Below are 20,952 nucleotides of genomic sequence, written 5' to 3' on the forward strand. Positions count from 1 at the left end.
AAATAAAAAAGGCATACATTTTGTTTGTATGCCTTGATAGCTGTCAATTCTTAACTTAATGACATTGGGCTTTCGAGCCTTTTTTTAGTAGTTTAAGAAGTAATCGTTAATTACTTTTTTATCTTTTGTGATTGTTAGAGAAAGCATTAATAGAATACGTGCTTTATAAGGAGATAGGTTATTAGCCCCTAGACATACATGCTTAGGATCAAAATAATCATCCTGGAAGATAATACTGTTCGTTACACGGCTCGCACGTACAAAGACAATACCCTGTTCAGATAATTCTTCAATACGTTGACGCCACGCCTTGGAATAGTTTCCGCTCCCTGTTCCGACAATCACAATACCTTCATTATTTTTTGCTAAAAAGTCAAGAATATCAGGAGAAGCACCCACATAGTAGTCGGCAATTGCGACATGAGCTAAATCGTTGATTGGTTTACGTGAAAAGACTGAATAAGTAGTATGTCTCTTTAATGGCTGAGAAGAGAAATAGACTTCATCATCCTTCATATAACCAAGATTGGCGAAAGCTCTCTGGTCGAAGGCATCGATCTTATAATTACTGATCTTCTGGATATCTCTACCAGAGAAGATAGTACTTGAAAATAAGCACATTACACCACGACCCCAAGCTTCGCTATGACTTGCAAGCATAATGGCCTGGAATAAGTTAAATGGTCCATCGGCACTTGTTGCAGTTGCAGGACGCATCGCACCTGTTAAAACAACAGGTTTTAATGTATTGACTGTTAAGTTTAAGAAGTAAGATGTTTCTTCCATTGTATCAGTTCCATGAGTGACAACAATTCCATCAATATCCTGCTGATCTGCAAGTTTATTAATATGTTCAGTTAAGATCAACCATCTTTGATCATCAATTTCATTAGAATCAACAGAAAAGAGATTATCTAAAACAATCTCAACACGATCTCTTATATCTGGAATAGAATCCAATACTTCATCTACAGAAATAGTGCCTGCTTCATAATTTGTTGTTTTACCTGCAGCACCACTTCCTGCAATCGTACCACCTGTTGCAATAATCGCAATTCTTTTCTTTTTCATATTTTTTTACACCTCGCTCATAATTATATTTAAAACAAAACTTGAATGCAATAACCTCTATTTAGTGTGTTCTAGAATATGTTTCAATGTTTTAGAATCCGTTACAGAAACAATCCCATACTCATACTCTACAGCATTTTCCTCTTTTAATTTCTTCATAATACGTGATACCGTTACTCTATTCATATCTAAACATCCTGCAATATCTTCGTGTGTATAAGGAATGGATTTCTTTCCGTTATCTGTTTCAATAAGAAGGAAGTCAGCTACCTTTTGTGTACTATTATAGTTCACTAATCTTTCAATTGTATGTGTTAAATAGTTGCATGTAGAAGTCAGATGCTGAAGCATAAGTATCATGAGATCATTATTTTTCTGTAATATAGGCATCAAATCAGTAATATGACAACGGATGAATTCTACATCAGTAATTGTGGCCATATTCGCTTTACGTACAGAATGGTTTAAAAAAGAACCATCACCAAAAATACGTCCTTTCTTTAATACCTCCAAGGTAATCTGTTTCCCCTGTGGACTGCTTAAATAAGCACGGACACGACCTTTGATTAAAAGATAGATATCATTCGCATCATCACTCTCATAAAAGATGACTGTCTTTGAAGGCAAGACACAACGTTCACCTACTGATTCAAAAAAATAAAAATAGTTTTCTGGAATAATGATATTCATATGTCCTCCATTGTAGCCTAGGCTACTGTATTGTCTCTTTTTATCATTATAATATTCCTGGGTGATGAAAATGAAGGAAAAGGTATTATCAATAGTAAAAATCTTGGTTGGTGTCGCTTTGACTGATATAGCACTTGGTATGATTGTATTACCACAATCCTTCGCTGCAGGAGGCGTAACAGGTTTATGTGTTATTTTAAGTAAGATGATTCCATTACCAGTCTCAATTCTTGTATTAATTTGTAATGCGATATTATTTATATTAGGTTATATATTTATTGGTAAAGAATTCATTTTCAAGACATTAATTGTCAGTATTATCTTTCCATTTGGATTAGATCTATGTCAAAAATATAATCTCTTAGCTGAAATGAGTTCTGATCCTTTGATGAGTGCAATTCTTGCAGGTGTCCTCATTGGGGCAGGGGTAGGACTTGTACTTTTAGGTGATGGATCTTCTGGTGGTTTTGATATTATTGGTGTCATCTTACAGAAGTATTTCAAAGTCCCTGTTTCTATCGTTATGAATGTATGTGATATTACAGTTATTTTGATTCAGGTGGCATCTAATCCCTTTATGAAGAATGTATATGGTATTCTTGCGATTATGATCTGTACTATAACAGTCAATAAAGTATTGGCATATGGTCAATCACAATGTGAAATCATGATTATGAGTCATGAATATGAAAAAATCAGAGAACGCATTTATAAAGAAATTGATGTTGGGCTCACGTTATTAAAAGCGGAAACAGGTTATTTAAGAGAAGATATGCAGGTGATACTTGTGGTCACACAGTATAAAAAGATTGCGACAATTAAGAAAATCTCTGTAGAAATAGATCCTACTTCCTTTGTTTTTGTGAGTGATGTTCATTCAGTCATTGGAAAAGGATATACATTATCACGTTAAGACCTACGGGTCTTTTTCTTTTTGTGCTACAATAGATATAGGTGATAAATATGTTGAATGAATTAATGATGAAGATGATTGAATTTGATTATGGAGATCCTAAGCGTATCCAGCATTTTATAAAGGTACATAGCTTCTCTAAATTAATTGGTGAAAAAGAAGGATTAGATGCACATACACTATTTGTATTAGAAGCAGCCAGTATTTTACATGATATTGGAATACGTGTATCAGAAGAGAAATATGGCTTTCAAAATGGAAAACTGCAGGAACAGGAAGGTCCTGCACCTGCAAGAGAAATATGTACTTCTTTAGGATTTAAAGAAGATGATATAGAAAGAATATGTTTCTTGATTGCGCATCATCATACATATACTAATGTAGAAGGAATGGATTATCGTATCTTGTTGGAAGCAGATTTTTTAGTCAATGCATTTGAAGGGAATGCTTCTATTGAATCTATTCAGCATGCCAAAGAGAGTTTTTTTGAAACAGAAACAGGTAAGCATATATTAGATACAATGTTTAAGTCATAGTTTTTCTATGACTTTTTTTGGAGGATTATTATGTGTGGACGTTATTATTTAGATGAACAATTGAAATATGATTTAACAAGATGGGTCATTATTCCTGATGGACATATGTTTCCTTATGGAGATATTCATCCAGGAGAGGAAGGCTTTATTATTTTGAAGGGTCATTATGGAGACTATAAGACATGGGGTTATCCATTAAATCAAAAACGTGTCTTTAATGCACGCATAGAAACAGTATTGGAAAAGAAGATGTTTAAAGAAGATGCAGTAAAAAGAAGATGTATTATTCCAATCAGTGGTTTCTATGAATGGGATAGAGCGCATGCGCAATATCGCTTTACTAATAATCATATTCTTTATCTTGCAGGTATCTATCATGATAATTATTTTACAATACTTACAAAAGAAGCAGAAGACATCATGTCTAACATTCATACAAGAATGCCTGTCATTGTTTCATTTGAAGATATAGATTTATGGCTTAATGAAGGAAGAGTATACAAAAAAACCAAAGACTCTTTAGAAGTCCTTGGTTCTCATAAACAAATATCATTAGATGATATCAGTGACATCAATCCATGATTCCTGGTGGGCATATTTTTCTAATTCTGGAATAGTGAGCTTAATAGCGCTATTAGGACTGCCACATGCTGGATAAACATGATCAAAACGTTCTAGAGACTCATCAAGATAGACTTTAATACCTTCTTTTAATCCAAAAGGACAAACACCACCTACTGGATGACCAGTCAAAGATTCTACTTCATCTCCATGAAGCATTTTAGCTTTCTTGTGAAAGAATGATTTATATTTCTTATTGTTGATTCTTGCATCTCCGGCCATTACAATTACAATGACTTCATCCCCAACATGAAAAGACATTGTTTTCGCAATTTCCTGTTCTTTACAGCCAATAGCTTGTGCTGCAAGTTCCACGGTCGCACTTGATACAGGAAACTCTACAATATGTGTATCCAAATTATATTGTTTGAAATAATTTCTAACAGAACTTAAAGACATAATAACCCTCCTGTCAACATACTAACTAGATATGTTGATAAGGATTATACCATAAAAACTGAGTTTTTCAATAATCTCAACCTTTATTTTCTTCTTGGATAGAAAGAATCAAAGCACCTAGCAATCCATATTCCTTGAAATGTTCAATAAAGTGAATATCGGGAAGATATTCTTCTGGAAAGTATTTCTTTAATAATTCTCTTAACTCATGTTTATTAGTATATTTACATGATACGATCAATATTTCAGGATCATAGATAGAAATGACTGCAGCAGCCTGATAGGCAAGGAATTTTAATTGTTCCTCTGGTGTCTTTTGAAATTGTTCTCTGTTAAATGGCAGATATTTGGCTTCTCCTGCTATCTTATGCGCTCCTTCTATTAATTGTCCTTTAAAGACAGAACCTATACCACAAGGTCTGCACATGGATGGCTGATAAAGAAAAGAGATTGTCTGGTATTCATTCTGTGAAATATAATAACCAGATACAAGGGCATTGACATCATTAAATAAATAGAAACGTTTATTTGGATAACGTTTATTAAGCGGTCCTAAGACATTGATTCTTTGGTCACGGAAGTCCATATAACCATCATGAATTATACCTGGAAGACTAATTCCAATAATAGGAATATCTGGATGAAAGAGTAATACTGTATCAAGGATATCAAAGAGGTCATTCACTTGAAAATCAAACTTAACGACTTCATTATCTAATAATATTTTGTTGTTAGGATCAAAAACACGATATATCATTCTTGTACGATGACTTGTGCGAACTGTCGCAATGGTTAAAATCTTTGTCTGATGAGGTACTGGACGACTAATGACAGGTAAACAAGCCGTAGTTGGATGACGACGAGACGATAGATGTTCATCTAAGAATTCTAATAATGCGCCTGCATCATATTTTGCGAATATTGTAGAGGGGATAGTCAGTACTATCTTCTTTTTAAAGCATGTTTCTAGTTTTGTCTTTTTAGAGCTCACCTGTGGAGCCACAAGAATCGCATCATAATTCTTCGCAATATCATAGAGTTCATGGTAAGCAATCGCATCAAATTCATAATTCTTAGATAAAAGCGTAGTCGCTTCATTGAGTTGTGCGGCAAACATACCTGTAGTGAGGCCGCTTGTACATGTTAAAAGAACACGAACAGGAGGTTCATTGATCAATTGTTTAACACATTGAAGCATTTCTTCATATAAAGAAATGGCATGACTCATAGTATGCATCTGAAAATGAAGATAGAAGTCTATCTTATCAGTGACGAGATTTGTGACGGATAATTCAATCAGGTTATGGTCATTAAATACCACTTCGGCATGACAATAAGGCGTTGTGAGAATAACTTTTTTATTTTCTTCTTTAATATCACAGCCCTCAATAGACTGAATGAGAATCCATTCCTTGAATAATAATGTATGTATATCTCTTAAAAATTCATCCATAATAATCACCTCAACAATAGTATATCAGAACGATGCTGAAATGAGAGATTTTTTAAATATATTGAAAAATGATGCTAGATTCTTGTCAAAATAGTTTTGAAAAGCTGTTCATAATTAGAAAATGATGTTTCTTTATGGATTCTTATACTATAATACTTAAAAGAGATTACACTATAATCTATTGATATAGGAGAAAACATATGGGGAAATATTTATTTTTTGATATAGATGGTACTTTATTAAGTGATGTCACACATACTGTGCCACAAAGTGCAATAGAGGCTATTAAGAAAGCAAAAGAGAATGGACATCATTGTTTCTTCTGCACAGGAAGAAGTTATTTTATGACAAAGGAAATTTCTTTTACAGGAATAGAAGATGCAATTATTGCGAATGGTGCAGCAGTGATTCGTGATGGTAAACCAGTATTACAGAAAATCATTTCAGAAGATGTTGTAAAGAAAACACTTGAACTTATTGAAGAATTAGGTGGAGGCTATCAAATTATAGACTGGAAATATGGTTACCAGAATCCTTATACACATGCTATGTTTGAAGAACAGTTCAAAAAGAAATTTGATGAACCTGTTGAAGAAGTGTTCAAGAAAAAGAGTATGAAGACAATGGCTGAAACAGAGAATAATCCAATTCTTAAGATTGATGCGACTTTTGATACGGTAGAAGCAGCTGAGAGATTCATGAAAGAATTAGACCCAAGTTTGACTTTTATACCAGCTGGAGGCTATACATCAATATTTGGTGCAAAGGCTGGAGAAATGATGATTAAAGGTGTATCTAAAGGGGCGACTATTCAAAATTTCATGGAGTCTATTGGTGAACCAATAGAAAATGCCTATGCATTTGGTGATTCTACAAATGATATAGAAATGTTGGAAATGGCTGGTACTGCTATTGCAATGGGCAATGGGGCTGAATTGGCAAAGGCTGTTGCAGATTATGTGACTGATACAGTGGATAATGATGGAATATATAATGCAATGGAGCATTACAAACTAATATGATCTATTATGGAAGAGAATGCCAGATTTATGGCAATCAAGATGCTGATGTTTATATCTTCTGTTTCTTTCATGATTGCACTTCAATTGTAGAATCATTTACAAGAGACTATTGTCTCATTGCACCGGTCATCAAGGATTGGAATGATGAATTATCTCCTTGGGCTGCAGACGGTTTTGGCGGAAAGGGGAAGGAACTTGAAAAGTGGATTCTTTCAACTATGACTTCTTCTCATCATTATCTTATTGCGGGTTATTCTCTTGGTGGCTTGTTTAGTTTATGGATGTATGGAAGACATCAATCTTTTATAGGATGTATGAGTGCATCGGGTTCCTTATGGTTTCCAGGCTGGATGAACTATCTTCATACGATTCATCGAAAAGGAACTGTTTATTTATCTCTAGGTAGAAAGGAATCAAAGACTAAGAATAAACTAATGTGTACAGTAGGACAAAATACAATAGAAACCTACCATTACTTAAGCAAGAATAACATATGTATATATATAGAAGAGAATGGCGGTCATTTCACTGAACCAGGTCAAAGAATGATTAGAGGTTTTAAATGGCTTTTTGAAAATTTATCTATCTTTTTTGAATAAACTATGTTAGAATACACACGGTCGCAAATGCATTTAAAAAAATATGCGATTAATGCCCATTAGAAAATGATTTTTTTGATTGACTTATAATCTCGTTTTCATTATAATGGGTGATGCAGTTATAGAGGGTGATCAAGGTGAAATGGAATCGTAATTGGTTAGTCAAACAGAAAAATGGAAAATTTGATTTCGAAGAAACGATAACATTTCCTAAAGAAATGTTCTATAACTTATCTCGAATCAATGATTTGAAGGATGTGGAAGTTACAGGATCAGGCAACTTCAATAGTAGTGAAGAACGTCTTTATGTAACCTACCATGTTCAGGGAACAATGGTTGTTCCTTGTGCTATATCATTGGAAGATGTTGATTACCCATTTTCTATTGATACAGATGTTGTGTTTGCGTTTTATAAGCCTGATGAAGACGAAGATGTTGTAGAAGCAAGAAAGAATGTTGCTGATCTTACTTCTGTCATATTCCAAGAAATCATGATGGCTATTCCAATGAGAGTTGTGAAGGAAGGCGCAAAGATGAAAACAAGCGGCTTAGGCTGGAAAGTTATGGATGAAAGCGAAGTAGTCGCAAAAGAAGAGGATACAATCGATCCCCGTTTAGCAAAACTCAAAGATTATTTCAAGGATCAGGAATAAGGAGGTAGAACAAGATGGCAGTACCATTTAGAAGAGTATCAAGTACAAGAAGAGACAAGAGAAGAACTCATGACAAATTATCAGCTCCTGCAGTTGTTAAATGTCCAGAATGTGGTGAATTCAAATTAGCACATAGAGTTTGTGGTCATTGTGGTTATTATAATGGCGTTAAAGTTAAGGATGTAAAATAATTCCTTTGGAGAGATGAAAGTCTCTCTTTTTTTTATTTTTAAGAGGATTTTTAGCGTTTTGTGCTAGAAATCTTTTTTTTCTGTTTTATTTCCATAAATTTCTTGTCTGAATGTGGATTGTAAGTCTATAATAGTGGTAACAAGTGTAAAAAGGTGGAAAATTGTGGAAAGGTGTGGTGAGTAAGGTATGTTCTATGGCGAGTACAAGCACAATCTAGATACTAAAGGCCGTTTGAGCATTCCTGCTAAGTTCCGCGGAGAATGCGGAGACCATGTCTATATCATGAGAGGCCACGAAGGCTGCCTTGATATTTATACAGAAGAAGGCTGGCAGACTTATTATGAAGAGTTAAAGAAACTCTCTAATAAGAAGAAAGAAGAACGTGCTTATTTGCGTATGGTGACTTCACGTATGAATTGCAGCGAATTTGATAAATTAGGTCGCATCAATATTCCCCAGGTATTACGTACACATGCTCATTTAGAGAAGGAGTGTACTATTGTTGGTGCTGGTGAACATATTGAAATATGGGATACTGCCAAGTGGGAAGCATTCTATGATGAATATGATGACCAGTTTGATGAATTGTCAGAAAGAATATCAGAAAATGAGGAATGATAAATATGTTTGAACACTATAGTGTATTATTAGATGAAACAATTGATGCATTAAATATAAAAGAGGATGGTATTTATGTGGATTGTACTCTAGGAGGAGGGGGACACAGTTCTCGTATTCTAGAAAAACTGACAACAGGGCATTTATACTGTTTTGATCAGGATGCACATGCAATTGAGGCAGCAAGAGAAAGACTGTCTCAAATTTCGGATAACTTTACAATCATCCATGCGAACTTTAAGGAAATTAAAGCAAGACTTTCGATGGAAGGTGTTTATAAGGTGGATGGTATTGTATTTGATTTGGGTGTATCATCTCCGCAGTTTGATAATGCTGAAAGAGGATTTAGCTACAATACAGATGCAAGACTTGATATGCGTATGAATCAGGAACAGCCATTAAGTGCATATGAAGTGGTGAATAACTACTCTTACCAGGATTTAGTGACTATTTTATATAAGTATGCAGATGAGAAGTTTGCAAAATCGATTGCAAGAATGATTGAAAAAGAAAGACAGGTTAAGCCTATTGAAACAACTTTTGAATTAGTGGAAATTGTGAAAAAGGCAATTCCAGCACGTGCAAGACGTACAGGTGGTCATCCAGCTAAACGTACATTCCAGGCTATTCGTATTGAAGTCAATGATGAGTTAAATGTATTTGAACGTGCTTTGACAGATTCATTAGATTTATTGAACGTAGGTGGACGTGTTGCAGTCATCAGTTTCCATTCATTAGAAGATAAGATCACTAAGTATATGTTTAATGAAAAGACTGCAGTACCAGACTTGCCGATGGGTATGCCAGTTATTCCGGAGGAATATCAGCCTCATTTTAAGAAAGTAACAAGAAAACCTATTGTGGCAGATGAAAAAGAATTATCTGAGAACAGACGTTCTCATTCAGCTAAATTAAGGGTTATAGAAAGGATACGTGATGAATGATGAAAAGAAGAAAATCAAGATTTTTAAAAATGACAGAAGTGTTGCTTGCTTTCTCTTTTGTGCTATTTTTGGTAGGTAGTATTTATTTGAATTCTTATGAATCACAATTAAATGCAAATATCAAAGAGACACAGGATAAAATTTCTGAAGTACAATCAGATATTGATGCTTTAGAAATGTCTAAACAGGAATTGGCTTCTTTTTCACGTATGAAAGATGTTGCAACAAAGAAAGGTTATGATTATCAGCCTAGTTCTGCAGCTGCTGCAGTAGTAGGAGCTGAAGAATAATGAAGAAATCTAGAAATAGAAGTGGTCAGGTTGTTATACTTGTATTCCTTTTTATGATGATTGTGTTAGGAATCAATGTCTGTTATTTGTGTACAACAGGTAAGACAATGATCAGTAATGTCAACGTGAGAGACTTTGCGAAAAATCGTGGAGGAGGACAAGTGACTAAGGTTGTTCAGGCAGCCCGCGGTACTATTTATACAAGTGATAATGAAATCATCGCTTCGGATGTAAAAAAATATAAGTTAAGAGCAGTTCTTTCTGAACGTTATAGTAAAGAAAAGGTACCTGCTTATGTTCTAGATAAGGATAAGACGGCAGAACAGCTCGCACCTATTCTAGGTGTATCTAAAGATGCAATTATGAAGAGCTTAAATAAAAAAGCTGATTCAGTAGAACTTGGTGGGTGTGGTAGTAAGCTTTCAGCTGGAAAGAAAGCAAAAATCGAAGCGTTAGAACTTCCGGGTTTTAGATTCACCAAAAATAGATTTGCTGATACATACACTCTACAAGTGGTTCTAGAGGAGTGCTATACAAGTAAAGAAGTTCCTGCTTATGTTGTGGATAAGAATAAGACAGCAGAACTGTTAGCACCTATCTTAGGTGTTTCAAAACAAACAGTTTTATCCCGCTTGACTAAGAAAACATATCAGGTGGAATTTGGTAACTATGGTCGTAATCTTTCTTCAATCACGAAAGAAAAGATTCAATCATTAGGATTGCCAGGTCTTGAATTTGATGAAATTACATCTCGTAATTATCATTTTGGTGATTTTGCAAGTTATGAAGTAGGATATGCAGCTGTGGCTGCAGAAACAGATCCTTACAATATCGTTGGACAGATGGGTATTGAAAAGAGCTACAATAACTGGCTTAAAGGTACAAATGGTGAAAAAATCTACTTGGTAGATTCTAAACGTAATACATTGCCTAATGGTGTTATTTCTGACAAGAAGGCAGTAAGTGGTAATGATGTTTATTTGACAATCAATTCTACTCTTCAGACAGAACTGGATTCATTAATGAAAGATATGCAGGAAAATACGGATGCAACTAAAGCTTGTGCTGCTGTTATGAATGCGAAGACAGGTGCATTGCTGGCGATTTCTAACTACCCTTCATTTGATCCTAATAAACGTAATTTTTCAAATTATAATGATACATTCCTCAACGAAGCATTTGAATGTGGTTCGGTTTTCAAGCCATTTGTATATGCGAATGCTTTAACGGATGGTGTATTAGACTTAGATAGTAAATATAACTCAGGAACATATGACTATATATCTAATGGCCGTGTGATTGCAACAATTCATGACCATAATAGAATAGGATGGGGTCGCATTACTTATCGTGATGGTTTGTACCATTCTTCAAATACAGCTATTTGTCATATTCTTGCTGAACATACAAATATGTCCAGTCTTATTGAAGATTATAAGAATCTTGGATTATTCCAGACAAGTAAGGTGGATGGCTTGTCTTCAGGAAGTGGTGTAAAAGGCTTTGATGGTAAAACAAAGAGTCTTGAATATTTCACTACTGGATTTGGTCAAGGGTCTTCTATCACGACATTACAGCTGTTAAGAGGTTATTCAGCATTTGCGAATGACGGACGTACAGTAGAGCCTTATCTAGTAGAAAAAGTTGTTAATCCAACAAATGGTAAAACACTTTATAGTGCCAAGACTTCTTATTCTAAGAAAATCTATTCTACTGAAGCAGTTGCACAGATTAGAACACTTCTTTATGGTGTTGTTAATATTGATGGTTCTACAGGTCGTGATTATAAGGATTCATCAGTTGAAATCATCGGTAAGACAGGTACTGGTCAGATTGCGGAAAATGGTGCTTATTCATCTACAAAACATACACATTCCTTTGTTGGTATGGCACCTTATCGTGATCCTGAAGTAGAAGTGATTGTCTGGTTCCAGAATGAAAAGAGCGGTACAAATTATTCTGGCACACTTGTTAAGAGTATTATTAAATCGGCATTAAATATCTTAAGTAAAGATACTGAAAAGGTGAATACAGCACCTTATGTATTAAATAACTATATGAACCAGAGTACACAATATGTGGAAGGCATCTTAAAGAAGCATTCATTAACACCTGTTGTAATTGGTGATGGTTCTACTGTTATTGGACAGTATCCATCTGGTACAACTGAAGTAACAACAGGATCTAAAGTTCTCGTGTTAACAGATGGACAGAAATATACAATGCCTTCAATGCTTGGCTGGTCTCGTAAAGAAGCAGAAGCCTTTGCATCATTGACAGGTGTTGAAATTAAGATGAATGGTCTGGGTTCTATTTATGCTCAGAGTATTACAAAGGGAACTGAACTGAAACAAGGCACTGTCATTGAGCTTTATGCAAAATAAAGTGACATTGTATTTACACCCATATTATGCTACACTTGTGGGGTAAAATAGAGGGAGGAAATTTTCATGTTTCTATTAATGATCAGTTTTATAGTGGCATTAGCGCTCGTACTTGTCGCAATGCCTAAGGTTATACCTTACTTACATAAATTAAAGTTTGGACAGGTGGAAAGAGAAGAGGGACTCGCTTCTCATAAGAAAAAGGGTGGTACACCTACAATGGGTGGTGTGGTATTCATTGTAGCTACTGTGATTGCTGCTTATATCTGTCACTATCAGAATTTCATGAATCCTTATGTCAACTTATTGACATTCTCATTATTAGGATTCGGTATCATTGGATTTATTGATGACTATCTCATTGTTGTGCAGCACAGCAATAAAGGGTTGAAGCCAAGCTATAAATATGCAATGCAGTCAGTTGTGGCAATTGCATTCTATTTCTTAGCGAAAAAATTCTTACCTAATTTCTCAACAGAAATTATTATTCCTATTGCTCATATTAGTATGAATCTTGGATGGTTCTATCCAGTCTTTGTTTATTTCATGTTTACTGCAGAATCTAATGCCGTAAATTTAACAGATGGATTAGATGGACTTGCAACAGGTCTTATGATCATTGCATTAACACCATTTGTCGCTTTTGCAATTTTAAGCAAGAATATTGAAGCAGCAATATTTGGTGCTGCATTAATGGGTGGTTTGACTGGTTTCTTAGTATTCAATGCACATCCAGCTAAGATTTTCATGGGTGATTGTGGTTCTCTTGCTTTAGGTGGTATTCTTGCGGCATTTGCCGTCATCACTAAACAGGAACTTCTTGTGCTTATTGTTGGTATTGTGCCACTAATTGAAACTTTATCTGTATGTATTCAGGTTATTTCATTTAAGACAAGAGGTAAGAGAGTCTTCAAGATGGCACCTATTCATCATCATTTTGAAATGTGCGGATGGAGTGAAAATAAGGTTGTTGTCACTTTCTGGGCTGTCGGATTTATTGCTGGTATTATTGGATTATTGTTAGGGGTGTTATAAATGTTTAAAGGCAAAAAAGTACTTGTATTAGGACTTGCAAAAAGTGGAAAGGCAGCAGTTGAATTATTAAAGTTCATGCATGCTGATATCACTATAAATGAATCAAAGAAAAAAGAAGATATTCCTGAATATGACACATATGTGAGTGAAGGAATTGAAATGGTATGTGGCGGACAGCCAGATGAATTATTTGAAAGAGATTTTGACTTTGTAGTTAAGAATCCAGGTATTAATTATCATGCGCCATTTATCTTACGTTTAAAAGAACGTGGTATTCCTGTTTATACAGAAATTGAATTAGGCTATAAGGTGGCTAAAAAGCAGCATTATATTGCTGTAACAGGAACAAATGGAAAGACTACGACTGTGACTTTGATTTATGAAATCTTAAAAGCTGCAGGTCGCAAGGCACATATTTGCGGTAACTACGGTATTCCTTATTGTGAAGTTGTATTAAATGAACATTTATATGAAGAAGAAGGACATGATATCGTTGTTGAAATGTCTAACTTCCAGTTAATTGATATTGAAGAATTTAAGCCTGAAGTGGCTACTGTATTAAATTTAACACCTGATCATCTTGATTATATGGATTCTTTAGATGAATATTATGCATCTAAGATGCGTATTTATATGAACCAGGATGAGAAAGATTTATTTATTAATAATAGCGATGATGAGACTTTACAGTCATATTTAGCAAAGTATCCAGTTCCATCACGTATTGAAACATTTTCTGTCAAGGGACAGGGAGATGTAGAACTTAAAGACAATGCCATTTATTACAAAGGTCAGAAGGTTATAGATCGTGATGAAATCAAGATTGTTGGTTTGCATAATGTAGCCAATATGATGGTGGCTATTGCATCATGCGCATCAGTAGGTGTCTCACTTGATTCTATACATGATACACTTGCAGCATTCAAGGGTGTAGAGCATCGTATTGAATTTGTAAGAGAACTTGATGGAGTACGTTATTATAATGACTCTAAAGGAACAAATACAGATGCCGCAGTGATTGCGATTAAAGCATTTGAAAAACCTGTTATTTTATTGATGGGTGGTCATGAAAAGAATCTTGATTTAAAAGATGTGAGAGAACTGAATCCTCTTATTAAAACGTTGATCTGTTTTGGTGAAACAAAGGAACGTTTCTCTAAAGATATGGCACATCCTTATACTATTGTTGTAGATCATATGAAAGATGCTGTTTTAAAAGCAAAAGAAATTGCCAAAGAAGGCGATGTTGTATTGCTTTCTCCTTCAACAAGTTCATTTGATGAATTCCATAGTTATGTTGAAAGAGGAAATGTCTTCAAGGACATCGTGAACAAGTTATAGGAGTGGGTTAAATGAAAATTATAGTAAGTGCTGGTGGAACAGGAGGACATATTTATCCTGCTCTTGCCTTAGTTGATTATATTAAAAAATGTAATCCAGATACAGAATTCTTATTTGTTGGAACAACAGATAGACTAGAGTCTCAGATTGTACCTCAGATGGGACTTAATTATCGTGGTTTACATGTAAAAGGTCTTGTAGGTAATCCTTTGCAGAAGGCAAAAAATGCTTTAATTTTCTTAAAGTCTTTAAAGTCTTCTAAGAAGATTTTAAAAGAATTCAACCCTGATATCGTGATCGGGTTTGGTGGATATCCAAGTGCGTCCATTGTTTTAGCGGCAACTCAGAAGGGTTATAAGACAATGATTCATGAACAGAATTCCATCATTGGTTTAACAAATAAAATCTTAATTAAACGTGTAGATGAAATCATTTGCTGTTATGAAAAAGCTTTAAAAGCATTCCCTCAGGATAAGACTAAGCTACTTGGTAACCCTCGTGCTTCTGTTGTATCTGAAGGTGTACTTAAAGATGTGCATGATCTTTATAATATTGCTCCTGATAGAAAAGTTATGGTGATTGTTATGGGATCATTAGGATCTGCAACAGTCAATACAGTTATGAAGGATGCATTACATAAGATGGATCATAAAGATTATGATGTGCTTTATGTTACGGGTAAGACTTATTATGAAAAGATGAAGGAAGAACTTAAGGACTTAAGTCACTCTATTCATGTATTACCTTATATTGAAGATATGCCAAGCGTATTACATAGTTGTGATTTAGCAGTCAGTCGTGCAGGAGCTACAACTCTTGCTGAAATGACAGCACTAGGTACTGCATCTATTATTATTCCTAGCCCATATGTGGTAGCAAATCATCAGGAATATAATGCCCGTGAACTTGTCAACAAGGGTGCAGCACATCTTATCCTTGAAAAGGATTTAAATGCAGATGCATTTGTAGAAGTCGTTGATCAGTATATGAACAATGAGGAAATGCGTAAAGAATTATCACAAAAAGCACTTGCTTTAGGTAAACCTCATGCATGTGAGGATATTTATAAAGAAATTTTAAAGTTAACAGGAGGACGCTAATATGGATGTGAAGCAGGTATATGAAGATCTTATGTCTATGGAAGTAGGCAAGGTGATTGAAAATGAACCTATGTACAAGCATACAACCTATAAAGTGGGTGGACCTGCCAAGATATTCGTTAAAGCAAAAGATATCGATTCACTTATTCAGACTCTAAAATATTGCCGTGATCATGACATTAAACACATGGTTATTGGTAATGGCAGTGATCTCCTATTTAGTGATAAAGAATATGATGGTGTGATCATCTCAATGAAATCATTTGATGATGTTAAGATGAATGGCAGCACTATTGTGGCACAAGCAGGTGTTTCTATGATTGCCTTAGCTTATTCAAGTGCCAAAGCAGGATTATCAGGCTTTGAATTCATGGGTGGTATTCCTGGAGATATGGGTGGTGGCATTTTTATGAATGCTGGTGCTTATAAGTATTGTATGGCAGATGTATTCAAGTGCGCACGCGTACTTGATGATGAACTCAATGTGATTACATTAAGCAAGGAAGATATGGAATTCTCTTATCGTCATTCCGTATTACAGAAGCATCCAAATTGGATTATTCTTGATGCAACATTTGAAATGACAGCGAAAGATCCTGGGGAAATCCGTAAAGTGCTTGATAAACGTAAAGAACGTCGTATGAGTACACAGCCATGGAATTTCGCATGTGCAGGAAGTGTCTTTAGAAATCCAGATGAAAAACCTGCATGGCGTTATATTGATGAAGCTGGGTTGCGTGGTTATGAAATTGGTGGTGCACAGGTATCACCTAAACATTCAAATTTCATCGTAAACAATGGCTATGCAAGTGCTAAGGATATACTTGATCTTATTCGACTTGTTGAAAAGACTGTTTATGAGAAGTTTGGAGTTAAGCTTCATAAAGAAGTTATTTTAGTGAATTGGGATTAAATATGGATAAGAAGCCCGATTTTCTATTCAATGAATATGATCGCAGCCCATCACGTGAATTGATTGAAAAGAGCAGACGAAGAAGAAAAAGAAGAAAGCGTCGTTTGATGCTTATCGGTATAATTCTTCTAGTTATTTTAGGATATATTGTATCCCCATTATCAAAAGTCATGTCTATTCATGTCACTGGTAATTCTCAGCTATCAAAAGATCTGATTGTGAAGGAATCAGGTATTACAAATCATACTTATCACTTGTTGTTGAACAATGACACAATTAAGAAGAAGTTGAAAAAGACAGGGCTCGTTACTAAGGCGTATGTCACTCATAACATTTTGGGTGGTGTCTCTATTGAAATCCAGGAAGCAGGTTTAGTGGCTTATATGGAACTTAACAACAAGACTTATGTGGTGACTGAAGAAGGAAAGCTTATTGAAGTTGTTGAAGGTATGAATTATACAGGTCTTAAACAGATTCCTAAGATTTCAGGATTTAATGATTTAAAGGCAGTAGAAGAACTCGCAGGTCAGTATGCTTCTATTCCTGTTACTATTAGAAATGCTGTAAGTGATATCGTTTATTATCCAGAAAAGGGATATGATGAACGAGTAGCCTTGATTCTTGATGATGGAAAAAAACTGATTGTAGATATTGAAGACATGAAGGATACATTATCACCATCACGCTTCAATTACTCGGCTTATATGCAAAGTAAAAGGGATATTTGTGTATTCTCGTTTGAGGGAAGAAATTTATATATGACTAAATGTGAGTAAGAAATGACTTAAGTAGTCATATAAATGTAACTTGTGATAAGTAATCTATAAATCGTTTTCATTAGTATGTAATTATGATAAAATAAGATTATATATAAGGAGAGTGTCTATGAAAAGAATATATGCTGTTTTAGACATCGGTTCTACGACACTGAAGTTACTTGTCGCAGAGTTGATGAGCACAAATATTAATATACTCTTCACGAAAAAACTAGCAAGTCATGCTATTGAAGGTGGCTTGATTAAGAATGAAGAAGTACTGGTTGATGAAATCAGATCAATCATAAAAGAAGCAGATGATGAACTAAATACAACAATTACATCTGTAGCTCTTGTTCTTCCTAGTAATTATGCAAGAACATATGAATCTAAAGGTATTACCAAGGTGAACTCACCTCAGGATAAGATAGAAATCAGCGATGTTGTGCGTGCATTAAAGATTGCACAGCGTTTTGAAAAGAGTAAGAAAGAGGAAATTGTATCAACTATTCCTGTAAAGTATCGTTTGGATACTAAAGAAGTAGATCGTATACCTCTTGGCTTACGTTCAGCTTCATTGAAGGTAGAAACACTTGTGATTACTACAAGCAAGAAAGTATTGTATTCTTACTTAACGGCTGTAGAAAAAGCAGGATTAGATGTTATTGATATTACTATTGATGCCTATGCTTCTGCAAAAGAAGCATTTGATGCAGCTTATCTTCAAGAAGGTGCTGTGATGATCAATATCGGACATGATCATTCAACAATATCTTTCTTTGAAGAAGGATACCTTAAATACTTAAAGACTATTCCAATGGGTGGTTATACACTCACTGCTGCAATTGCGGATGCATGGCAGATTTCAATGGAACAGGCTGAGATTTATAAAGTGAAATATGGTACATGTGAAAATGATCTTGGTGAAGAAGATGTTATCCATACTACGATAGTAGATGGAGTTGAAAAGAACTATACTCAGAAAGATTTGGCTGAAGTATTACAGACAGCAGTCTGGGAAATGATGGCACAAATCAAGAATTGTTTGGAAGCCATCAATGATGGACGTACTTATGAAACAGTTGTCGTAGGTGGCGGAGGCGAACTGCCTTGCCTGAACTTAATCGCAACAGATGTTTTAGGTACACCTGTAAGATGTTATCGACCAGAAACAGTAGGGGCTAGAGATATGTCTCTTGTTCCTTGTTTAGGTATGTTATATTGCTTAGATGATCGTAAAGAATTGATTGGTGATGACCAAGTTTCATTGGTTCTTCCTGATCTATCTAGTACGATGAGTTTGAAAGTGAGAGGCTTAACGATGGCTAAGACAGAAACAACTCATCATCAAGGCAAGTTTAGAAAGTTTTTTGATTCGATATTTAATGATGATTAAGCGAGGGTAGGACAATGGATGAAAATTTAGACTTTGTGAAAGTTGCAAAAATAAAAGTTATTGGTGTAGGTGGCGGTGGAAATAACGCCGTAAATAGAATGGTCACTGATGGAGTAAAAGGTGTTGAATTCTATGTTGCAAATACAGATGCTCAGGTATTAAAAGGAATTACTGGTGTTAATAAGATTTTCTTAGGAAAGGATTTAACTCAGGGATTAGGTGCTGGAGGAAATCCAGAAGTTGGACGTAAAGCAGCTCAGGAATCAGAAAATGAAATCAGAGAAGCTTTATCTGATGCCAACATGGTCTTTGTTGCTGCTGGAATGGGTGGCGGAACAGGTACTGGTGGTGCACCAGTCATCGCTAAGATTGCAAGAGATTTAGGTGCCTTAACAGTAGGTGTAGTGACATCTCCTTTCACATTTGAAGGGCCAAGAAGAAAGAAACAGTCTTTGGCTGGACTTGAAGAATTACGTAAGAATGTAGATTCTATTATTGTTGTTTCAAATGATCGTCTTCTTGAAGTTATTGGTGGACGTCCAATGAATGAAGCGTTCAGAGAAGCAGATAACATTTTACGTCAGTCTGTGCAGACAATTACTGACTTAATTGCGATTCCAGCATTAATCAACCTCGACTTTGCTGATGTATGTTCAGTTATGAAGGATCGTGGAGATGCACTTATCGGTATTGGTATGGCTGATGGTGAAAACAAGGCTCAGGAAGCTGCAAAACGTGCCGTTTCTTCACCATTATTAGATATTTCTATCGCAGGTGCTAAGGATGCGATTGTTAATATTACAGGTGGACCAAGCATGTCATTATTTGATGCAAATGAAGCGTTTGCAACTATTCAGGAATCAGTAGGTGAAGAAGTCAATACTATTATGGGTGTTGCAACTAATGATCAGTTAGATGACCAGATCATCGTTACTATCATTGCTACTGGTTTTGAAGAAGATCAGCCTGAAGAAGAACCTGTTACTCCAAAACAGATATATACAGTGCATGGAAATAAAACATCTTCTGTCATTGATGACGATGATGAAGATCCATTACCAGGATTTATTAGAAATAGAAAAATCTAAGCTAACATTATGTTAGCTTTTTTTTACAAGGGGGATTTATTATGCATAAATTTGGTTTTATTGGCATGGGAAATATGGCAAGTGCTATTGCCCAAGGATTTGTAGAATCTGGTTTTATCCCAGGTGGACAGGTATGTGCTTATGATTTAAATAAAGCACAGCTTGATAAGATGAGTACTTTTGGTATAAAAGCCAAAAGTAATGCACATGAAGTCGTTTCTGAAAGTGAAATTATATTCTTATGTGTTAAACCACAGGTTATTGAGTCAGTTGTTTCTGAAGTGAGAGAAGATCTCAAAAACAAGGCCGTTGTTTCCATTGTTCTTGGTTATGACTTTGATAAATATAACACTTTACTAGATGCTTCAACAAGACACTTAACTGTTATGCCTAATACGCCAATGGCTGTTAGAGAAGGTATGTGCTTATTAGAACAGGAACATTCTTTAACTGAAGAAGAGTTTAACTATATTAAAGAAGCATTCTCTTCAGTAGGAGAAATCGAAGTTGTCCCTAATCACTTAATGGGAGTAGGAGGCGCATTATCAGGATGTGCACCTGCTTATATCTATATGGTCATTGAGGCGTTAGCAGATGGTGCTGTTATGCAGGGAATGCCTAGAAAGATGGCTTATAAGCTTGCAAGTCAGACGGTACTAGGATCAGGTAAGATGCAGTTACAGACTGATCTTCATCCTGGTGTCTTAAAAGATAATGTTACTTCACCTGGTGGATCTACTATTAGAGGTGTAAAAGCATTAGAAGATGCAGGTATGCGTTCAGCATTTATTAATGCGATTGAAAAGTCAATGAATAGATAAAAAGTAGTCTATAGGCACTAAAATAGTGTCTATAGACTACTTTTTATATTTTTTAACAAAAAATGAATAAAATCGCAAAAAAGGCCTTTACAAGCGAAATGAATGGTGGTAATATAAG

Annotated in this window: 23 protein-coding genes; 19 read left to right on the forward strand and 4 right to left on the reverse strand. The window is 35.1% G+C overall.

What is annotated here, in order from left to right; translation table 11 throughout:
- Positions 1-84 precede the first annotated feature (84 nt).
- Positions 85-1,071: an asparaginase gene (locus ACFOZZ_RS05595; protein ID WP_055289056.1), complete on the reverse strand. Its 987-nt coding sequence runs from the start codon at positions 1,069-1,071 to the stop codon at positions 85-87.
- Positions 1,072-1,128: 57 nt separating this feature from the next.
- On the reverse strand, positions 1,129-1,761 hold the full coding sequence (locus ACFOZZ_RS05600) for a Crp/Fnr family transcriptional regulator (protein WP_055233526.1): 633 nt from the start codon (positions 1,759-1,761) through the stop codon (positions 1,129-1,131).
- A 70-nt stretch (positions 1,762-1,831) separates the two neighbouring features.
- Here ACFOZZ_RS05600 and ACFOZZ_RS05605 point away from each other — a divergent pair, with 70 nt between their 5' ends.
- The 3 genes from ACFOZZ_RS05605 to ACFOZZ_RS05615 are packed head-to-tail and all read left to right on the forward strand — an operon-like array spanning position 1,832 to position 3,792.
- Complete coding sequence (locus ACFOZZ_RS05605) at positions 1,832-2,674, forward strand: YitT family protein (protein ID WP_070101827.1); 843 nt, start codon at positions 1,832-1,834, stop codon at positions 2,672-2,674.
- Between the two features lie 50 nt (positions 2,675-2,724).
- Positions 2,725-3,210, forward strand: coding sequence for an HD domain-containing protein (locus ACFOZZ_RS05610; protein WP_055233524.1), 486 nt, complete (start codon positions 2,725-2,727; stop codon positions 3,208-3,210).
- 30 nt (positions 3,211-3,240) lie between these two features.
- Positions 3,241-3,792: an SOS response-associated peptidase gene (locus tag ACFOZZ_RS05615; protein ID WP_055233523.1), complete on the forward strand. Its 552-nt coding sequence runs from the start codon at positions 3,241-3,243 to the stop codon at positions 3,790-3,792.
- Here ACFOZZ_RS05615 and ACFOZZ_RS05620 read toward each other — a convergent pair.
- Together ACFOZZ_RS05620 and ACFOZZ_RS05625 are read right to left on the reverse strand one after the other, a co-directional pair.
- Complete coding sequence (locus ACFOZZ_RS05620; protein ID WP_286696570.1) at positions 3,763-4,230, reverse strand: YbaK/EbsC family protein; 468 nt, start codon at positions 4,228-4,230, stop codon at positions 3,763-3,765. The genes ACFOZZ_RS05615 and ACFOZZ_RS05620 overlap by 30 nt on opposite strands.
- 76 nt (positions 4,231-4,306) lie before the next feature.
- A complete protein-coding gene (locus ACFOZZ_RS05625) occupies positions 4,307-5,683 on the reverse strand; it encodes a hypothetical protein (RefSeq protein WP_376814885.1) in 1,377 nt (458 codons plus the stop codon).
- A gap of 200 nt (positions 5,684-5,883) precedes the next feature.
- On the opposite strand from ACFOZZ_RS05625, the gene ACFOZZ_RS05630 reads away from it, so the two are divergent.
- The 16 genes from ACFOZZ_RS05630 (at position 5,884) to proC (ending at position 20,834) form a co-directional block, all read left to right on the forward strand.
- A complete protein-coding gene (locus ACFOZZ_RS05630; protein WP_329966388.1) occupies positions 5,884-6,705 on the forward strand; it encodes an HAD family hydrolase in 822 nt (273 codons plus the stop codon).
- On the forward strand, positions 6,702-7,304 hold the full coding sequence (locus tag ACFOZZ_RS05635; protein ID WP_376814886.1) for a hypothetical protein: 603 nt from the start codon (positions 6,702-6,704) through the stop codon (positions 7,302-7,304). The genes ACFOZZ_RS05630 and ACFOZZ_RS05635 overlap by 4 nt, the downstream gene beginning before the upstream one ends.
- A gap of 137 nt (positions 7,305-7,441) precedes the next feature.
- Positions 7,442-7,957, forward strand: a complete 516-nt coding sequence (locus ACFOZZ_RS05640; RefSeq protein WP_278780706.1) for a YceD family protein — start codon at positions 7,442-7,444, stop codon at positions 7,955-7,957.
- Between the two features lie 14 nt (positions 7,958-7,971).
- A complete protein-coding gene (rpmF, locus tag ACFOZZ_RS05645) occupies positions 7,972-8,148 on the forward strand; it encodes a 50S ribosomal protein L32 (protein WP_006504992.1) in 177 nt (58 codons plus the stop codon).
- Positions 8,149-8,335: 187 nt separating this feature from the next.
- On the forward strand, positions 8,336-8,767 hold the full coding sequence (gene mraZ / locus ACFOZZ_RS05650; RefSeq protein WP_278860603.1) for a division/cell wall cluster transcriptional repressor MraZ: 432 nt from the start codon (positions 8,336-8,338) through the stop codon (positions 8,765-8,767).
- 5 nt (positions 8,768-8,772) lie between these two features.
- On the forward strand, positions 8,773-9,711 hold the full coding sequence (gene rsmH / locus ACFOZZ_RS05655) for a 16S rRNA (cytosine(1402)-N(4))-methyltransferase RsmH (protein ID WP_055233520.1): 939 nt from the start codon (positions 8,773-8,775) through the stop codon (positions 9,709-9,711).
- Positions 9,708-10,001, forward strand: coding sequence for a hypothetical protein (locus ACFOZZ_RS05660; protein ID WP_278780707.1), 294 nt, complete (start codon positions 9,708-9,710; stop codon positions 9,999-10,001). The genes rsmH and ACFOZZ_RS05660 overlap by 4 nt, the downstream gene beginning before the upstream one ends.
- Positions 10,001-12,385 (forward strand): penicillin-binding protein, encoded by a 2,385-nt coding sequence (locus ACFOZZ_RS05665; RefSeq protein ID WP_376814887.1) that lies wholly within the window; start codon positions 10,001-10,003, stop codon positions 12,383-12,385. The genes ACFOZZ_RS05660 and ACFOZZ_RS05665 overlap by 1 nt, the downstream gene beginning before the upstream one ends.
- A gap of 66 nt (positions 12,386-12,451) precedes the next feature.
- Positions 12,452-13,420 (forward strand): phospho-N-acetylmuramoyl-pentapeptide-transferase, encoded by a 969-nt coding sequence (gene mraY / locus ACFOZZ_RS05670; RefSeq protein WP_278860600.1) that lies wholly within the window; start codon positions 12,452-12,454, stop codon positions 13,418-13,420.
- Complete coding sequence (gene murD, locus ACFOZZ_RS05675; protein ID WP_376814888.1) at positions 13,421-14,761, forward strand: UDP-N-acetylmuramoyl-L-alanine--D-glutamate ligase; 1,341 nt, start codon at positions 13,421-13,423, stop codon at positions 14,759-14,761.
- A gap of 11 nt (positions 14,762-14,772) precedes the next feature.
- Entirely contained in the window at positions 14,773-15,861 is a 1,089-nt protein-coding gene (gene murG, locus ACFOZZ_RS05680) for an undecaprenyldiphospho-muramoylpentapeptide beta-N-acetylglucosaminyltransferase (RefSeq protein ID WP_279148264.1), read from the forward strand.
- 1 nt (position 15,862) lies between these two features.
- Positions 15,863-16,774 (forward strand): UDP-N-acetylmuramate dehydrogenase, encoded by a 912-nt coding sequence (gene murB, locus ACFOZZ_RS05685; protein WP_055233515.1) that lies wholly within the window; start codon positions 15,863-15,865, stop codon positions 16,772-16,774.
- Between the two features lie 2 nt (positions 16,775-16,776).
- Positions 16,777-17,550, forward strand: a complete 774-nt coding sequence (locus tag ACFOZZ_RS05690) for a cell division protein FtsQ/DivIB (RefSeq protein WP_147556498.1) — start codon at positions 16,777-16,779, stop codon at positions 17,548-17,550.
- 109 nt (positions 17,551-17,659) lie between these two features.
- Positions 17,660-18,925 (forward strand): cell division protein FtsA, encoded by a 1,266-nt coding sequence (gene ftsA, locus ACFOZZ_RS05695; RefSeq protein WP_055289067.1) that lies wholly within the window; start codon positions 17,660-17,662, stop codon positions 18,923-18,925.
- Between the two features lie 14 nt (positions 18,926-18,939).
- Entirely contained in the window at positions 18,940-20,013 is a 1,074-nt protein-coding gene (gene ftsZ, locus ACFOZZ_RS05700; protein WP_055289069.1) for a cell division protein FtsZ, read from the forward strand.
- A 41-nt stretch (positions 20,014-20,054) separates the two neighbouring features.
- Complete coding sequence (proC, locus tag ACFOZZ_RS05705) at positions 20,055-20,834, forward strand: pyrroline-5-carboxylate reductase (protein WP_055289071.1); 780 nt, start codon at positions 20,055-20,057, stop codon at positions 20,832-20,834.
- Positions 20,835-20,952: the final 118 nt, after the last annotated feature.

Origin of the sequence: Catenibacterium sp. GCM10023432 (assembly GCF_042651925.1) — a bacterium.
Taxonomy (GTDB): domain Bacteria; phylum Bacillota_I; class Bacilli_A; order Erysipelotrichales; family Coprobacillaceae; genus Catenibacterium; species Catenibacterium mitsuoka.

Bases quoted from the DNA above. Each gene is read 5' to 3' on its own strand.
- ACFOZZ_RS05595 (WP_055289056.1), bottom strand. From the start codon at position 1,071: ATGAAAAAGAAAAGAATTGCGATTATTGCAACAGGTGGTACGATTGCA.
- ACFOZZ_RS05605 (WP_070101827.1), top strand. From the start codon at position 1,832: ATGAAGGAAAAGGTATTATCAATAGTAAAAATCTTGGTTGGTGTCGCT.
- ACFOZZ_RS05635 (WP_376814886.1), top strand. From the start codon at position 6,702: ATGATCTATTATGGAAGAGAATGCCAGATTTATGGCAATCAAGATGCT.
- murD (WP_376814888.1), top strand. From the start codon at position 13,421: ATGTTTAAAGGCAAAAAAGTACTTGTATTAGGACTTGCAAAAAGTGGA.
- ACFOZZ_RS05600 (WP_055233526.1), bottom strand. From the start codon at position 1,761: ATGAATATCATTATTCCAGAAAACTATTTTTATTTTTTTGAATCAGTA.
- murG (WP_279148264.1), top strand. From the start codon at position 14,773: ATGAAAATTATAGTAAGTGCTGGTGGAACAGGAGGACATATTTATCCT.
- ftsZ (WP_055289069.1), top strand. From the start codon at position 18,940: ATGGATGAAAATTTAGACTTTGTGAAAGTTGCAAAAATAAAAGTTATT.
- ACFOZZ_RS05660 (WP_278780707.1), top strand. From the start codon at position 9,708: ATGATGAAAAGAAGAAAATCAAGATTTTTAAAAATGACAGAAGTGTTG.
- mraZ (WP_278860603.1), top strand. From the start codon at position 8,336: ATGTTCTATGGCGAGTACAAGCACAATCTAGATACTAAAGGCCGTTTG.
- ACFOZZ_RS05615 (WP_055233523.1), top strand. From the start codon at position 3,241: ATGTGTGGACGTTATTATTTAGATGAACAATTGAAATATGATTTAACA.
- ACFOZZ_RS05665 (WP_376814887.1), top strand. From the start codon at position 10,001: ATGAAGAAATCTAGAAATAGAAGTGGTCAGGTTGTTATACTTGTATTC.
- ftsA (WP_055289067.1), top strand. From the start codon at position 17,660: ATGAAAAGAATATATGCTGTTTTAGACATCGGTTCTACGACACTGAAG.
- ACFOZZ_RS05630 (WP_329966388.1), top strand. From the start codon at position 5,884: ATGGGGAAATATTTATTTTTTGATATAGATGGTACTTTATTAAGTGAT.
- murB (WP_055233515.1), top strand. From the start codon at position 15,863: ATGGATGTGAAGCAGGTATATGAAGATCTTATGTCTATGGAAGTAGGC.
- mraY (WP_278860600.1), top strand. From the start codon at position 12,452: ATGTTTCTATTAATGATCAGTTTTATAGTGGCATTAGCGCTCGTACTT.
- rpmF (WP_006504992.1), top strand. From the start codon at position 7,972: ATGGCAGTACCATTTAGAAGAGTATCAAGTACAAGAAGAGACAAGAGA.
- ACFOZZ_RS05610 (WP_055233524.1), top strand. From the start codon at position 2,725: ATGTTGAATGAATTAATGATGAAGATGATTGAATTTGATTATGGAGAT.
- rsmH (WP_055233520.1), top strand. From the start codon at position 8,773: ATGTTTGAACACTATAGTGTATTATTAGATGAAACAATTGATGCATTA.
- ACFOZZ_RS05620 (WP_286696570.1), bottom strand. From the start codon at position 4,230: ATGTCTTTAAGTTCTGTTAGAAATTATTTCAAACAATATAATTTGGAT.
- ACFOZZ_RS05690 (WP_147556498.1), top strand. From the start codon at position 16,777: ATGGATAAGAAGCCCGATTTTCTATTCAATGAATATGATCGCAGCCCA.
- ACFOZZ_RS05625 (WP_376814885.1), bottom strand. From the start codon at position 5,683: ATGGATGAATTTTTAAGAGATATACATACATTATTATTCAAGGAATGG.
- proC (WP_055289071.1), top strand. From the start codon at position 20,055: ATGCATAAATTTGGTTTTATTGGCATGGGAAATATGGCAAGTGCTATT.